Below are 17,083 nucleotides of genomic sequence, written 5' to 3' on the forward strand. Positions count from 1 at the left end.
AATAAACCGTAGCAAGTTGTGGTGTTTTTGTATGGTGATGGCGCACCTATTTTTAGGCCTAGTCCGATATTTAAGCGGTTAGGGTCGCCATAACCTAGAGGGTCTGCTTCCTACGCTTGCCCTCTTCGAGAGTCCTGGTTTGTGCCGTGTGCTTTCGCGTTGCCATTAGAGATGGCACGACAAGAAGGGTCGAACACTGCAACGAATTCGGAGATGTGCCATGCAAAGAACCCGCAGCTGGATAAAAGCCACTCGTGAAGCGAGTGCGGCTAAGGCCAATAGCAACGTGAGTGCTGCTATCCATCATGGCAGCCTCCGTATGTTGCCACTGTGCGCAAGCTTGATGGCGCTCGGCTTCAGTGCAACGTTCGGTCAGGTGCATGCGCAAACCATTAGTCTAACGACTGCAAGCCCGAGCTATTCGCTCAGCGGAGATCAAACCGTTTCGGCAATTACCGTTGCCAACGGCGTGACTAACGGCACGATTACCGGTTCCGGTTACACGCTTACTAATTCGGGTGCAACGAGCAAATTTGCAATCGGAGGGACAGCGGTCAACCAAACCCAGTCTCTGAATATGTCCGGCTTGACTAATTTTGTCTTCGACAACCCAACACAAGCATTCAGTGCTGGTGGACAGATAACCGGTGGCTCGGCGGGAAGCGCTACGGGTACGTTGACATTGGCCGCAGGTAGTAACGTCATCACAGCATCCTCGTTTGGTGTGGCGGACGTGACTCGAAGCGTCAGTGCATCTAATAGTAGGAATACAGGCACCCTTTACCTAGGGCAGAGCAATACCATCAATGCCGATACGATCATGATCGGTAATGACCAGAACACGGCAACGATGGCCTTCAACACCGGCATCACGGGTGGAACATTGGTGGTTCGTGGCACTGATGGTACGAGCCCGGTGAGCAATTGGAATATCGGTACGAATCAGGCCAGCAATTACGTCGCGGCAACAAGCACTGTGGATCTCTCCGGAGGATCGCTCAATGCATTGGTGACGAATCTGCTTATTGGACAAGAAGGAGGTAATACTTCGACGGCGGGCACGGGCACGTTGATCATGTCGGCAGGCACGCTTGACGCCACTACGATCACCTTGGGCCAGCGCACTGGCACGAGCGGTGCGGGCCCTGCAAATGGCACGTTGACGATAAATGGGGGCACTGTTAGTACGCAAACCATGATCATGGGTGACAACGTTGGTGGTAGTACTTCAAACAACGTGTTCAGTGCCGTGGTCAACTTGAATAGCGGTGGTGCCTTGCTGGCGCAGACTATCCAATCGGGTGCGGGCACAAACGGTACGCGCGCGCTCAACTGGAACGGCGGTACGCTCGGCAACTATGCCAGCGGCGATGACATGACAGTGTCCATCCCAACGATCACTCTGGCAGGTGGTGGCGATCAGGCATTCGACGTCGAAGGCGTTGGCGCTACGGCCACCGTCAGTTCGGTGCTGGGTGGTGCAGGCGGGTTTACCAAGACCGGTGCGGGCATACTCGCGCTTACAGGCACCAACACGTATACCGGCGGCACGACGGCGACCGACGGGTTGATCAACTTTTCTACTCTGTCCAATTTGAGTACAGGCAAAATCACGCTTAACGGCGGTGGTTTGCAGTGGGCCAGCGGCAACACGTCGGATATATCTGCACAGTTGGCTCCTTTAGGTGTCAATGGCGCGATATTCGATACGAATGGCAACAACGTTACCTTCAACACAGCCTTGAGCGGTGGCGAGTTGATCAAGCAAGGTGTGGGCACGTTGACATTGGCCGCTGATAACACTTACACCGGTGGCACCATCATCAATGCGGGTACCTTGCAACTTGGTAATGGCGGCACGACAGGCAGCATTGTCGGTGATGTCACTGACAACGCAGCACTGGTGGTCGACAACAGCGGTGCGGTGACCTTGCCCGGTGTGATCTCCGGCAGCGGTACGCTCACGCAAATGGGTAGTGGCACCACCATTCTTACCGCCGACAATACCTATACCGGCGGCACCACGATTAGCGCGGGCACGTTGCAACTCGGCAACGGCGGTACCACGGGCAGCATTGTCGGCGCTGTCACGGACAATGCGGCGCTTGCTATCGACAATAGCGGCATGGTGACGTTGCCTGGTGTGATCTCCGGCAGCGGTACGCTCGCGCAGATAGGCAGCGGCACCACCATTCTCACTGCCAATGACACCTACACCGGAGGCACCAAAATCAGTGCCGGTACATTGCAGTTAGGCAATGGTGGCGCTAGCGGCAGCATCGTGGGCGATGTCACCGACAATGCGGCGTTGGCTATCGATAACAGTGGGACGGTGACTTTGCCTGGTGTGATTTCCGGCAGCGGTGCGCTCACGCAAATGGGCAGCGGCACCACTATTCTTGCCGCCGATAACACCTATGTCGGTGGAACCACGATTACTGCGGGCACGTTGCAGCTCGGCAATGGTGGCACCAGTGGCAGCATCGTTGGTGATGTCACCGACAATGGCACGTTGGCGTTTGATCGCACGGATAATGTCACCTTCGCCGGTACCGTCTCGGGTACTGGCGCACTTAGTCAGATTGGTAGCGGCACCACCATCCTCACCAGCGACAACACCTACAGCGGCGGCACAACGATCAGCACGGGTACGTTGCAGCTGGGCAACGGCGGCGCCACCGGCAGCATCGTTGGTCCTGTCGTCGACAACAGCTCGCTAGTGGTCGACAACAGCAGCACGGTGACCTTGCCCGGTGTGATCTCCGGTACCGGTGCACTGACTCAGATCGGTAGTGGCACGACCATCCTCACCGGCGACAACACCTACAGCGGCGGTACCACGGTCAGTGCGGGTGCGTTGCAATTGGGTAACGGCGGAGCTACCGGCAGCATCGTCGGTCCTGTAGTAAACAATACATCGCTCGTAGTCGACAACAGCAGCACAGTGACCTTGCCTGGTGTGATCTCCGGCAGTGGCGCACTGAGCCAGATCGGTAGCGGCACCACGATCCTCACCAGCGACAACACCTACAGCGGCGGCACGACCATCAGTGCGGGCACGCTGCAACTTGGCAATGGCAGTACCAGCGGCAGCATTGTCGGCAATGTCACCGACAACGGCACGCTGGTGTTCAATCGTTCCGACGACATCAGCTATAGCAATATCGTCAGCGGCAGCGGTGGTCTCACGCAACTCGGCCCGGGCACGCTGACACTGCAAAATGCACAGACCTACACGGGTCCTACTAACGTGTCGGGTGGTGTGTTGGAACTGGATGGTTCCATCCAATCGGCCAGTACCGTCGGCGCAAACGGTACGCTGTCCGGCTTCGGCGATGTCTACGGCAACGTCACCAATCAGGGCACGATCTGGCCCGGACACGCTATCGCGGGCGATACCAACTACGGTGCGTTGACCGTTCACGGGAATTACGTGGGTAACAACGGCGTGTTGGAACTCAACACGTTCTTGGGCGCCGATGGTTCGCCGTCAGATCAATTGGTGATCAATGGCGGCGCGGCGACAGGCAGCACGAGTGTGGTCGTGCACAACACCAACACCAGCGGCGGTGAAACCACCGGCAACGGCATTCTTGTCGTGTCGGCCGTCAATGGCGCCACCACAACGTCAAACGCGTTCCAGCTAGCGGGCGAAGATCGCGGTGGTGCGCTCGACTATGATCTGGCCCGCGGTGCGCAGGACGGTACCGATCCCAATAGCTGGTATCTGCGAAACGACTTCGTAGTGCCAGGCCCCGGCCCGACGCCCAAACCGTTGCCGGGCGTGCCAGTGTTGCCGCCCGATCCCCCGCCGGCTTCGTTGCCGCCGGGTACGTATCCCATCATCGGACCCGAAGTCGCCACCTATGGTTCGGTGCAACCTGTCGCCGTCAATCTAGGCTTGTTCACGCTCGGTACGATGGATCAGCGCATCGGTGACAGCGCGTTGATGGCATCGGCTGGTGCAGCGACCGATCCCGGTCCGTCCGCGTGGGCACGTGTGCTCGGCGGCAGCATGGACAACACCTACCGCGAATTCGCCGCGCCAAGCGTGCGAGGTGAACTGTCCGGCATGCAGGTGGGTGCGGATATCTGGCAAGGTCAGGCCTTCCCGGGTTTGGCCGATCGCTTCGGCGGTTACGTGAGCTATAGCAACGCCGACATGAGCGTGCGTGGTCTGATTGCCGATGTTGCCAACCTCGACTATGTGCGTGTGGCGACCGGTACGGTCGACATGCATGCCACCTCGGCTGGCGCGTACTTCACTCACTACGGCATCAGCGGTTGGTATCTGGATGCGGTAACGCAATTCACCAGCTACAACGGCCGCACCACTACGCAATACGACACGTTGTCGACCAAGGGCACCGGTGTCATCGGTTCGCTGGAATTCGGTTATCCCTTCGCGTTGCCGCAGCTGGGTTCGAGCTTTGTGCTGGAGCCGCAGGCGCAGGCGATCTGGCAGCACACCGACTTTGGTCCCACGCACGATAGCGCAGGCGAAATCCAGCTCGGTAGCACCTACGGTACGACCGGCCGTTTGGGGTTGCGCGGTAAATGGCAAATCACCACCGAAGGCGGACAAGTGTGGTCGCCGTATGTCACGACCAACTTCTGGCGTGATTGGGGCGGACGTAGCGCCACGGTGTTTGGTGCGACCGCGAACAACTTCGACACGGCGCCGTTGGTGCCGCAAGCCACGCGTGCCGAGTTGGAAGGTGGTGTCACGGCCAAGTTGCTGTCCAGGCTGATTGCCTACGGTTCGATCGGTTACGAGCACCAGCTTGGCAATGGCACCAATGCACAGCGCGAAGGGTTCAATGGGCAAGTAGGTCTGCGTTATACCTGGTGAGCTAACGCGCAACATTCCATTCCAATGCTTGAAATAAAAAAGGCCGCACTCGCAAGAGTGCGGCCTTCTTGTTGCAATCGCTAAGCGCTTACCAGATCTTCACGCGATCATCCGGCGCCAGATACAATTTCTCATCAGGCTTGACGCTGAACGCGTCATACCAGCCATCAAGATTGCGCACCGTCTGCGCGCGGAAGTTGGCCGGCGCGTGCACATCGACGGACAGTCGTTGACGAAGCGCTGCGTCGCGAATCTTGTAGCGCCACGCCTGACCGAACGCCAGGAAGAACCGCTGGTCGCCCGTGAGATTGTCGATAACCGGCGCCGGCTTGCCACCGAGTGACTTGTGATAAGCAGCGAAAGACACCGTGATGCCGGACAGATCGGCGATATTTTCGCCCAACGTCTGTTGGCCGTTCACATGCAGACCCGGTAGCGCTTCGTACTGGTTGTACTGCTGAACCAGCTTCTGCGTCGCCGCCTGGAAGTGCGCTGCATCCTGCGGTGTCCACCAGTTTTCCAGCTTGCCTTGCGCATCGAAATCGGCGCCGGTGTTGTCGAAGCTATGGCTGATTTCGTGGCCGATTACCGCGCCAATAGCACCGTAGTTGGCGGCGTCATCTGCTTTTGGATCAAAGAAGGGCGGTTGCAAAATGGCGGCCGGGAAGTTCAACGCATTTTGCAGCGGCAGATTCACGGCATTCACCGTTTGCGGCGTCATCCACCACTCGCCGCGATCGACCGGCTGATGGAGCTTGGCGATCTGATGCTGATATTCCAGTCGCTCGGCACGCAGATGGTTGCCGAGCGGATCATCCGCTTTCACGACCAACGTGCTGTAGTCACGCCACTTTTCCGGATAACCCACACCTACGCGCAAGGTGGCGATTTTTTCTTTTGCCTTGGCGCGCGTCGCCGGCGTCATCCATGCAAGCGTCGTCAGCCGTTCGTCAAAGGCGGCGAGGATGTTTTTCACCATCGTCTGCACACGAGCTTTTGCGGAAGCAGGGAAATACTGCTTGACGTAAAGCTGGCCGACGGCATCGCCGAGGTCTGCATTCGTCAACACAACGGCACGCTTCCAGCGCTCCTGCTGTTGCGGCGTTCCCTGCAGCGTGGTGCCGTAGAAGTTAAAATTGAGATCGACGTAGGCTTTCGGCAGCATCGGTGCTGCACCGTCGATGGCGTGATAACGCAAAAGCTGCTTCCATGTTTCGACCGGCTCGCTCGCGACGAGGGCGGAGATCGCTGTAGTCGCTGATGGCTGCCATGCATCAATATGCTGCTGATCGCTCAGGCCTGCCGCCTTGAAATACGCCGTCCAATTGATGCCTGGCGCTTTCTGAGCGAAGTCGCTCATGCTCCACACGTTGTTGGCTTTGTGCACGTCCTGACTGTCGACGAGGCTTTCCTGCGCTTGCGCGATCTTCGTTTCCAGCGCGACGATGGACTTCGCCTGCGCATCGGCATCGGGTGTGCCGGCGAGTTTCAACAGCGATGCCACATAGGTTTGATACTTCGCGAGCGCCGCCACCATTTGCGGATCCTGCGACACGTAGTAGTCGCGGCTCGGCATGGCCAGGCCACCCTGCATCAGGTACACCATCGAATGCGAGGTGTCTTCGAGACCCTGTGTCACGAACGCACCAAAAAGATTTTCGGTGTGGAAATTCGTCGAGTTGATGGGGTCCACATCGGCGCGCATCTGGCTGCCCAGTACGCGGGAGAGGTCATCGCGGGTCTTGATGGCGTCGATTTGATCGAGCTCGGCTTTCAGCGGTGCGAGCCCAAGCTTCTCAATGTTCGCTTCGTCCATGAAAGCGGCGTAATAGTCCGCAATCTTGCGAGAATTCGAACCGGCGGCCGCGTTGGACTTGGCGAGACTCTGGATAAGGTCGGACGTGCGCTTTTCGGCGATCTGATAGACGAGGAGAAAGCTGCCAGTACTGGAGCGGTCTGCCGGAATCTGCGCAGTCTTCAGCCAAGTGCCATTGGCGTAACCGAAGAAATCGTTGCCCGGGTGAATCGATTGATCGATGCCGGCAAGATCAATGCCGATGTTCGAGTTGCCGGCATTTGTCGCGGGGCTGGCCGCCATGGCGGGCATTGCCATCAGAACCGTGGCACCGCTCAAAGCCGCCGCAGTAAAAATTGATCGAAATCGCTGCATGGCAATCCCCTTATCTGTGGAGTGAGTTCTCCAAGATAGTGCGCCATGACGCGCTTGTGTGCATGACTTTCGGGCTATGCGACTGCCTCGTCACCTTCACCAGGAAGTGACGAGGCGACGCCCCTTACTGTGTTGTCGGGCCGATCAGTTCGATCTCAGCCAGTGCTGCGTGTGCTGATGCAGCATCGTCGAAAGCGATCCGGTAGTAGGCGTGCTTTGCGGGCTGCCGGACGCCAAAGACACGCGTCTGGCGCGGCCACGGGAAGCGCTGGTGATCCCTGGCATCAAGTGTCGACCAGTGCTGACCATCGTCCGAGGCTTCGAGCTTCCAATTCGATGGCGCCGCCGCATGAATCGGCGAGGTGAGCGTATACATCGCAATGGCGTGAGGCTGCGAGAAGTGCCAGCTCACGATGGGATGCGCGCCTGGCAACTGTGCCTCGGTGTCGCTCGTATGATCGAACAGATTGGCGAGGTCGGGCATGGCTGGATCGCTGGCCGCTTGTCCGTCGTCTTTGCCCACGAGATCGCGCATGGGTGATGGCTTGCCTTGCGTTGTCAGCGAAGGCGGTAATGCGTCCTCGCTGCTACCCCACTTTGATGGCGCTGGGCCCATGGTGAAGTCCAGCGTAGCGCCGTTTGCAAGCAAGGCATGCGGCAGTGTGACTTTGTTCCAGGGCTGACCATTCACACGCACGCTCTGGATGTAGCGATTGCTATCGCTCACATTCGGCGCATTGACGACGATGTGTTTGCCGTTTTCCAACGTGATGTCCATATGTGGAAAGTACGGTGCGCCGATCACGTATTCCGGCGTGCCCATGCGCAAGGGATAAAACCCCGCCGCGCTGAACAGCCACCAGCCTGACATTTCGCCGTTGTCTTCATCGCCCACGTAGCCTTGGCCGATGGAACTGCCGACGGAAAGTCGTGCCAATACATCGCGCACTTTGTCCTGTGCTTTCCACGGCTCACCGGTGTAGTCGTACATGTAGATGATGTGATGCGATGGCTGATTGCTATGGCCGTACTGCCCCATGCGCACAGCCTGTGCTTCACGCATTTCATGGATCGGCTTGCCGTAATTGCCAACGTGATAGATGCCTGGCGTGGCGAAGAACTGATCCAGCTTGGCGGCAAGCGCGTCGCGGCCACCATAAAGTGCCGCTAGCCCAGCGCCATCTTGCGGCGCGTGGAATGCCATATTCCATGCATCCGTCTCGGTGTAATCGTCGCCCCACTGGAACGGATCGAAGTTCTGCTTGGTGTAGCGCCAGTTTCCTTGCGCATCGCGGCCAACGAAGAAGCCGATATCCGGGTTGAAAAGATTGACGTAATTCAGTGCGCGATTGTCGAAGTAGGTCGCATCTTCGGCATATTGCGACTGATAAGCGTCAGCTCCGGTGTGTTGCTCGCCAAGCGCGCGTGCAAGGTTGCCTATGGCAAAATCGGCGATATAGCCGTCCATCGACCACGACAGACCTTCCTTGGTGTCCTTGTCGGTGTAGCCGTTGAAGATCGAGCGCTGCAAACCCTTACGGCCGGTGCCCATCAAGGGACTTACCACCGTGGCGTCTTTCAACGCAGCCTGGTAGAACGAGCGCACATCGAAGTTGTGCACGCCCTTGAGCCACGCGTCGGCAAAAGCGACATCTGCGCTGGTGCCTACCATCAAGTCGGCATAGCCCGGCGAGGACCAGCGCGCGATCCAGCCGCCATCGCGATATTCCTGCACGAAGCCATCGATCATCGTGCCCGCCTGCTGCGGCATCAACAAGCTATAGGCCGGCCATGCAGTGCGGTAGGTATCCCAGAAACCATTGTTGACGAACACTTTGCCGTCGACGATGCGTGCGCCAGTTTGCGTTGGCGTGTCTTTGCCTACTTCGGCAGAGAACGGGCTTGCGTAGCGATAGACGGGTTTCGTCGCCGTACCCGTATTCTCGTAGGCCGAGTTGGGATACATCGTCAAGCGATAAAGGCTCGAGTAAAGCGTGACAAGCTCGCCTTGGCTGGCGCCTTGCACATGGACGATGCCAAGCTGCTTGTCCCAAATCTTCTGCGCTGCGTTGCGCACATCGTCGAAGCTTTCGTTCGGACCGATTTCCAGCGCAAGGTTGTGCTTGGCCTGGTCCAGACTTATCAGCGATGTGGCGATGTGCACATTTACCGTTTTTGTCTTCGACGTGTCGAAGCCAAACCATGCGGTAACGTTGTCGCGATTCTCGCCCGTCAACTTGCCGCTTTCGCTTACCGGCTGCTCCACCGTCGCGTAGAAGAAGAGGCGCGTGGCTCCCGTCGAAAGCACGCTCTTTACATCGGAGTAGCCGCTGAAGCTGCGATGCGAAGGATCGAGCGTGATGCCAGCATCGTTCGTGACGTTGTCAAAAATCAGCTGTCCGCGATTGCCGGGAAAGGTGAAACGGAACGCTGCGGCGTGATCGGTGGGCGTCATCTCGCCAACAATGCCGTTGTCGAACGTCACTTTGTAGTAATGCGCGTGGGCAACCTCGTTGTCATGAGTGAAGCTCAATGCACGTGCTTCGCGATTCGCATTCGGCGCGCCCGAGGCAACGGCCGCCGGCATCATCTGGAAGGTCTGACGGTCACCCATCCAGGGGCTGGGCTCGTGAGAGAGCGAAAAGGCTTCCAGGCGCGGGCGATTGTTGGCGTCGTTACGATCCTGATACTGGTACATCCAGTCGGAGCTCGCATCCGTCACCGGCGTCCAGAAATTGAAGCCGTGCGGTAACACCAGCGCAGGAAAGGTGTTTCCGCGCGAGAACACCATGTTGGAATTGGTGCCGCGACGCGTTTCCACCAGATCGCTGGGATGCTGATCGGACACGCTTTCCGCTGCGGGGCCAACCCGCAGGTCGTCCAGGAATCCTTCGAAGTGTGCGGCGGGCCCGTTATGCACCAGCACGATGTGACGAATACGGCGCCCAGCTGCGACATGGCCCACATCGATCGCCAGCCTGTTCCACTGATTCACATACAGCGTGCGGCTTTCGCCTTGCGCGTGTGCATCCGCAGCGATGCGATGCTGATCTTGCGCAGCGTGTGCGGAAAAACGCGTGCCGTCGTCGAAGATCAGATCGACCGCGACATAGGTTGACGGGTCGTGCAGATCGTCAGCAACGATGCAGGGAAACAACAGATATGAAAGCTGCGTGTTCGCGCTGACTGGCACGTCGACGTCGAAAATGGCGGCTTCCTGCTTGCCGCCAGCGTTGCCGAAGTAATGCAGCGAATGAAGTCCGGTGAATCCCATACCCGGTTTCGCGCTGTAAGCATCCTGCGCGGCGGGCCCACCAGCAACCTGCACACCGAATGCGGCATTTGGCGGACTCGCGATAGGCGAGGGCTGGCCAGTTTCGAAGGAGCTGTAGAAAACGTCGTTGTTCGGACCGGCACATGCCAACGTCGTAAAAAATGCCAAAGCGAAAACCGCGAGCGATTGCCGACGACGTGTCACGAAAGATTCTGGCGCCTTGAGCATCTGTCACCCCTATAAGGCCGTACGGAAACGCTCGGCCGGAACGCACTGAAGATCGGATTTAAATCGATCTAAATCGTGTGTGTCAAACCGCAGCGCAGCAACGCCGTCGCAGGGCGCTAACGCTGTATGGTCTATTGATCTTTCCATAATTTTTGGCGCCGGCTTCATCCCTAGCGAAGATGGTCCGATGCCGCCGCAGATACTCCCTCTCCCCTTCGGGGAGAGGGTTGGGGTGAGGGGGCGCCGCTTGCACAGAGCACCATCTTTGCAAACAGATTCCGCGACGGATTTCCCTGCAACATGATGCCTTTGCGCAAGAATTGCCCCTCACCCCAGCCCTCTCCCCGGAGGGGAGAGGGGGCAAGCTCGCTTGTCGCATCTTATGGAAAGCTAAGTAGCATGACCGGAAGCACCCGGTTCAACATGTCGATTTCGGATCGACTCGTTCGACGCTGTTACAAAGGCAGCCGGCCGGGTTCGCGGCCGTAACAACTTTCAGGAGAAATCATGACGGCATCTTCCACCGACTCAGCTTCACGCACGCCGGAACATTCGGATCGTCGCTGGTGGGCGTTAATGGTGCTATGCCTTGGCGTACTGATGATCGTGCTGGACACGACCATCGTGAACGTGGCACTGCCGTCGATCAAAACGGATCTGCTGTTTACCGATACGGCGCTGGCGTGGGTCGTGAATGCCTACATGCTGACGTATGGAGGTTTTCTTTTACTGGGTGGACGGCTTGGCGATCTGTACGGCCATCGAAAACTGTTTTTGTACGGGATCGTGTTTTTTACCTTGGCATCGCTCGCATGCGGCCTCTCGACGACACAGCTCGAACTGGTCGTTGCGCGCAGCGTGCAAGGACTCGGCGGCGCCGTCGTCAGCGCGGTCGGGTTGTCGTTAATCATGGACCTGTTTACGGAACCCGCCGATCGCGCGAAAGCGATGGGCATCTACGGTTTCGTGTGTGCCGGCGGTGGCAGCATTGGTGCGATGCTTGGCGGCGTGCTGACCAGTAGTTTGAGTTGGCACTGGATATTCCTGGTAAATCTGCCCATCGGCATCATCGTCATGGCGCTGTCGTTACGCTTGTTGCCCGCAGCACATGGGACGTCGGGGTCGCGGCATCTGGATGTATGGGGTGCGGTGACGGTGACGACGGCCATGCTATTGGCGGTATACGCCATCATCAACGGCAACCAGATGGGGTGGACATCGTCACGCACGCTAGGGCAACTCGCTGTAGCGGTGCTGATACTGATGTTGTTTTTCTGGATCGAAACGCGCGTGCGTGTGCCGCTGATGCCGCTGCGTCTGTTCCGCCTGCGCAATCTGGCGGTTGCCAATATCACTGCCGTGTTGTGGGCGGCGTCGATGTTCGCGTGGTTTTTTCTCTCGGCTTTGTACATGCAGCTGGTGCTCGGATACAGCCCGATGGAAGTCGGGCTCGCATTTTTGCCCGCCAACATCATCATGGCTGCGTTTTCGCTCGGCCTGTCGGCGAAGCTGGTGATGCGCTTTGGCATTCGCCGTCCCCTGGCATGGGGTCTTGTTTTCGCCGCATGCGGTTTGCTTTTGTTCTCGCATGCACCGGAAAACGGACATTTTCTGCCTGACATTTTTCCGGGCATGGTGATGCTGGGACTTGGTGCAGGCATTGCGTTCAATCCGATGTTGCTGGCCGCGATGAATGATGTGGCCCCGAGCGAATCGGGCCTGGCGTCCGGAATGGTCAACACCGCTTTCATGCTGGGCGGCCCACTTGGACTTGCCGTGCTCGCCAGTCTCGCCGCATCGCGATCCCAAGCGTTGCTTGCGGCAGGGCGTACGCAGACGTTTGCGCTGGCATCCGGTTATCAATCTGCATTTTTGGTGGGCGCGTGTTTTGCCGCGTTGGCAGCGCTGATCGGTGCGGCGTTGTTGCGCATCGCGCAGACACCAGCCGGCGAACAACCGGTTGCGGCACATTGAAACGTTTCATCGGAGATCGTCATGGAACATGAAGTCGTATCGCGTGAAGCATGGCTGGAAGCGCGCCGGGCTCTGGTGGCGAAGGAAAAGGCGCATATGCGGCTGAACGATCAGCTCAACGCCGAGCGGCGCGCGCTTCCGTGGCTCAAGATCGACAAGGATTATCAGTTCGATAGTCCGACCGGAAAGCTGTCGCTATCGGATCTTTTTGACGGACGGAGCCAGCTCTTCGTCAAGCATTACATGCTCGGTCCAGGGCAGCAGCATCATTGCGTGGGCTGCGCGCTGGAAGTCGATCACGTGGAGGGCACGTTGGTGCATCTTCAGAATCACGATCTTTCCTATGTCGCGATCGCGCGTGCACCTATCGAAGAAATCGAAGCGCTGCGCAAGCGAATGGGCTGGCGTTTTCCATTTGTGTCTTCGTATCACAGCGATTTCAATTACGACTTCAACGTGTCGTACACGCCGGAACAGGTTCAGGCAAAGAAGGCATCGTATAACTTCCGCGACATCGATCCGCCGATGGAAGATCTATCGGGTGACAGTGTTTTCTACAAGAACGAGAAGGGCGAGATTTTTCTCACCTACGCTGCCTTCGGGCGCGGGTGCGAACTATTTCTGGGAATCTATCCGTTCCTGGATGTCAGTCCCAAGGGCAGGGCGGAACACGGCCCGCACCACGCATTGGGCGACTGGGTCCGGCCGCACGACAAATACGGCAAGCAGGGCACCGTGGAACCTACCGGGCGTTATCACGACGAGGGCTGCGGCTGTTCCATGCACAAGCGGTAACGCTGCGCGGTTATTTCTCGATGCGATAGTTGAGGCTGGCGCGGTTAAAGTCGGTAGCGTTCTGCGCCTCGAAACTCCAGCGCTTGCTCAGGCGATAACGCAGCGTGATCACCTGTCCGGGCTCGAAAAGGCCGATGCCGTAGCTGAGATACAGCCGCGGCGAAAGGTATTTGCCGACGGTGAATGCCGAGCTGCCGTTCAATGCATCGCTGCTCGATACGCCAATGTCGCTGATGCCGAGTTTGCTGCCGACACTCTTTGCCAGGTAATTGCCGGTCGCCGATCCTAGCGCCTGTGCCGCCGTCGTCACCATGTTGCCTTCGCCGCCTTTCACCTGCGAAATCGGCTTGCCCGTCACCAGATAGGACAGCGCGTCGGATTGATCCATCGCCGGGTTGGAAAACACGGTGACGACTGGCCGCTGCGCCGTGCCAGAGATGAGCAGCCCGACTTGCTGACCTTCATCGATCGTGGCATTCGGCGTAAGGCTGCGCATGGCCCGGATATTGAGGCCGGGATTGCTGATCGGCGAGCTGGCGAACAACAGCAAGCCATGCTGGATTTGCAGGTTCTGGCCGTAGGCTTTGTAGGTACCGTCGACGCTCACTTGGCCTTGACCGGTGGTTTCACGGCCGGGCCGTTCGTTCACCGTGATCACGCCGCTCAATCGGCCGTCCAGACCCATGCCGACAAGATGCGCGTGCTGTCCAAGATCGACCTTGATCGACGCATTGATAGGCATGCCGCCTTCGTTGGCCGGTTGCTGCGGTTGATCGACGATCACGATGTCCGATGACGCCTTGTTCACGCCATTGCCCGGCAACTTGTCGAGATTCACGTCAGCGCTGTCCATCGACACGCTGCCGGTGGCGTTGATGCCTTGCGTATCGCGTCGCACGAGTACATCTGGCGAGACGACGACTTTCGCGGCAGGAATATCGACTGCCGTGAACTGGGTGCCCTTGAAGGTGATCGTGGTCGGTGTTTGCGCATCGAGCCCCGCGATACCTTCAATCGCCAGCGATCCTTTACCGGATTGCACCGTACCGTTGATGCGCAACTGATGTGTGTCGGCGGCACTGACTGTCAATCGGCCGTTTGTGAGTTTCAATCCTGCATCGGGAACTTCGGCGGCGAAGCTGTCGACGCTGGCCAGCCCGGTGATGTCGGGTTCGTTCAACGTGCCGCCGAGTTTGAAGTTGCCGTCAAGCTTGCCTTTGACGTTCGCCAGTGAATCGGTGAACAGATCAATGACGTCGAGCTTGTCCAGATGCATGCCGATCTGGCCGTTCAGCACCTGCTGCGCACCGGTGATGGATGCCTGTCCATTCACATAGCCGCTGCCATCGACCACGGCATGAAGTGTCGCCTGCTGGTTTCCAGGCGCGAGCGTGGCGTTGAGCGATAGGTTGTTGTACGTGAGCGCAGGTTGATCGGGGTGTTCGTTATAGAAGACGCGGCCTTGCGATGAGGTAATGCTTGCATTGCCCGTCAGACTGCCTGCGGCATTGCGATGGATTTTTCCGTTGCCCTCGAGCACGCCTTCGGCGCTGACTGGCATATTTGCGCTACCCAACGCATCCATCACCAGTGTGAGTGGCACGGCGTGCAGGCGATAACTGGCGTCGAGATTGCCGCTCTTGTCGTAATTGCCGTTGACGCACAGCGACGGCTCGCCTGCAGTCAGGCAAAGATCACCGACATTCGCGCTGCCGTTATTCCATGCAAGCCGCGTCGGCTGCTGTAGATGCCAGCGTGGCAACCCAGGCACATCGAGCGTGAGCGCAGAAAGCGTGCCGTTCCAGTTCGGGCCTTTCAGCGAACCATTGAGTGTCAGCGCGGTGGAAAGCTGCTGGCCTTGCGCATTCAACGTCAGCTGATGCTGCGCGGACGTGCCATGACCATTTACATCGATCTGGTGGAAAGCGAGGCCGCCGATGTCGGCGCCGTAGGCGTCAATGGCAAGTTTGCCACCGGGATTGCTGATATCGGGAATATCAGCCTGCAAATTCAGACGCTGAATGGTTTGCTGTTCCCATGCGATGGCTTGCCCTTGCAGCGTACCGTTGATGGCCAGCTTCGGAAGCTTTCCACGCACATGAAACTGGCCATTCAATTGACCGCCGGATTGCGGCAACCAATCGTTCAACGATGCGATGGCAAGCGTCACATCCGCGTTGTTCGTATCACCCGGTCGCGCTAGCACTTTCACGGTGCTGTTGCCGGAGGCGAGTTCCAAGGTGCCGTCGAGCACATCATTGGGCGACAGATGCAGATGGCCCACACCATGCAAACGGCGTTGCCGCAGGGTGCCCTCGAGTTTGCGCAAATCGAGCGTGACGTTGGGGCTATTCTTGATGAGCGTGCCTTGCGTACCGAAGTCGGCATCGAGCGAACCGGGCCAGTCGACGAACAACTGACCTGGATCGAATTTGCTCGCAGTCGCCTGGAATTGCCACGCGAGATCCGGCTGCAGAGTGAGCGTGCCGTTGGCGGTTAGCTGACCTTGCGGCTGCAACAAGCTGAGCGTGTGCAGCTGGATCTGCTTCGGTGTGCCGTCAAGATTCAACGCGAGCTTCGCCGGTTTGCCCGGCGGACCGATGGTGACATCGCCTTCGGCGTGATACTGATCGACGCTTCCTTTTGCGGTGATCTGGCCCTGACTATCCAGCACCTGGCCAACCAGATCGGCGGGTAATTCCAGGTTTTTCCAGCCGACAGCGAGATCGGCGCTTACGGGGTGCGCGTCGAGCTGAATGGTACCGCTGGCGGTCACCTGACCTTTTATCTGCGGCGAAGCGAGCTGAAGTTGTTTCAGCGTGAGCGTCTTGAAGTCCTCGTCGAACTGGCCCTCAAGCGGTTGCAGCAACAGGTGATAGTCGTTGAGATCGACGGCGCCGGTGATGGTGCCGCCGTACTGATCGCCGCTGCCTTGCAGGTTTGCCGCGAGACGCGAAATCGAACTGTCGCCGATCAATGGTTTCGGATCGAACGCGGGAAGGTCGAGTTTGCCCGTCCACGCATTGTTCTTGCGCTGATCCATCTCAAGCTGCAGTTGCGCGAGCATGGGTTGCGTCAGGGCGACTTGCAGTTGCGCCTTGCGTCCATTGCCTTGCGCATCAATGGTGCCGGCATATTCGTTGTCGCCGATCTTCCACGACGCCACGGCGTGGCCTTTTCCTCGATAACGCTTGCCGATACCGAGCTGGCCATCCACATGGACGTTGCCTTCGGGTGCACGCAGTGCCAAGCGATCGACACTGATGCCGTCGTTCGTCCAGCGGCCGGCCAGATCGAGCTGGTCGGAGGCGAATACTGGTTTGCTGTCCTGCGTGATGTTCACCGGGCCGACGTGCGCGCGATCCAGCACCATCTCGATGGGAGGTTTCAACGAAAAGCTATTGGAAGAAGATTCTTCCTTGGACTTAGGTAGTGCAACGTCTACACGGTCGACGTTGAGGCTGATGACGTGCAGACGTTTGTAGAGTAGGGCTGCGATGTGCCAGTCGATGTCCGCGTTCGTCACCGTGACATGCGTTCCTTCGCCATCGTCATAGCGCACGCTGCCTACTTGCAGCGGGCCAATCAGGCGCCCCTGCGCGTTCTGCACCTGCAGCGCGCCGTTCGTGAAACCTTGCGCACGTTCCAGTGCAAAGCGCAGGCCAGACGCCGTGCACAACAACCAGCCGATGCTGCTCGTCAGCACGATGACGACAAGCAACACAGTGATGCCGAATAAACGAAGCCAGCGACGGCGCGGACGGGGAGTGGGCTGGGATGCGGTATTCAC

General features: G+C 58.4%; 6 protein-coding genes. 3 read left to right on the forward strand and 3 right to left on the reverse strand.

Annotation, left to right across the window (positions count from 1 at the left end; translation table 11 throughout):
• The first annotated feature begins 220 nt into the window (after window positions 1–220).
• Window positions 221–4,852 (forward strand): autotransporter-associated beta strand repeat-containing protein, encoded by a 4,632-nt coding sequence (locus EKH79_RS15960; protein ID WP_126674812.1) that lies wholly within the window; start codon window positions 221–223, stop codon window positions 4,850–4,852.
• Window positions 4,853–4,940: 88 nt separating this feature from the next.
• Here the strand turns inward: EKH79_RS15960 and EKH79_RS15965 are convergent, their stop codons facing one another.
• Together EKH79_RS15965 and EKH79_RS15970 are read right to left on the reverse strand one after the other, a co-directional pair.
• Window positions 4,941–7,022, reverse strand: coding sequence for a M13 family metallopeptidase (locus tag EKH79_RS15965; protein ID WP_126674813.1), 2,082 nt, complete (start codon window positions 7,020–7,022; stop codon window positions 4,941–4,943).
• Window positions 7,023–7,146: 124 nt separating this feature from the next.
• Window positions 7,147–10,500, reverse strand: coding sequence for a GH92 family glycosyl hydrolase (locus tag EKH79_RS15970; protein ID WP_233590359.1), 3,354 nt, complete (start codon window positions 10,498–10,500; stop codon window positions 7,147–7,149).
• A 531-nt stretch (window positions 10,501–11,031) separates the two neighbouring features.
• On the opposite strand from EKH79_RS15970, the gene EKH79_RS15975 reads away from it, so the two are divergent.
• A complete protein-coding gene (locus tag EKH79_RS15975; protein WP_126674815.1) occupies window positions 11,032–12,498 on the forward strand; it encodes an MFS transporter in 1,467 nt (488 codons plus the stop codon).
• 21 nt (window positions 12,499–12,519) lie between these two features.
• Complete coding sequence (locus EKH79_RS15980) at window positions 12,520–13,293, forward strand: DUF899 domain-containing protein (RefSeq protein ID WP_126674816.1); 774 nt, start codon at window positions 12,520–12,522, stop codon at window positions 13,291–13,293.
• A gap of 10 nt (window positions 13,294–13,303) precedes the next feature.
• On the opposite strand, the gene EKH79_RS15985 is transcribed toward EKH79_RS15980, so the two are convergent.
• A complete protein-coding gene (locus EKH79_RS15985) occupies window positions 13,304–17,083 on the reverse strand; it encodes a translocation/assembly module TamB domain-containing protein (protein WP_126674817.1) in 3,780 nt (1,259 codons plus the stop codon).

It is taken from the genome of Dyella dinghuensis, from assembly GCF_003977615.1.
Taxonomy (GTDB): domain Bacteria; phylum Pseudomonadota; class Gammaproteobacteria; order Xanthomonadales; family Rhodanobacteraceae; genus Dyella_B; species Dyella_B dinghuensis.

Bases quoted from the DNA above. Each gene is read 5' to 3' on its own strand.
- EKH79_RS15960 (WP_126674812.1), top strand. From the start codon at position 221: ATGCAAAGAACCCGCAGCTGGATAAAAGCCACTCGTGAAGCGAGTGCG.
- EKH79_RS15975 (WP_126674815.1), top strand. From the start codon at position 11,032: ATGACGGCATCTTCCACCGACTCAGCTTCACGCACGCCGGAACATTCG.
- EKH79_RS15980 (WP_126674816.1), top strand. From the start codon at position 12,520: ATGGAACATGAAGTCGTATCGCGTGAAGCATGGCTGGAAGCGCGCCGG.
- EKH79_RS15965 (WP_126674813.1), bottom strand. From the start codon at position 7,022: ATGCAGCGATTTCGATCAATTTTTACTGCGGCGGCTTTGAGCGGTGCC.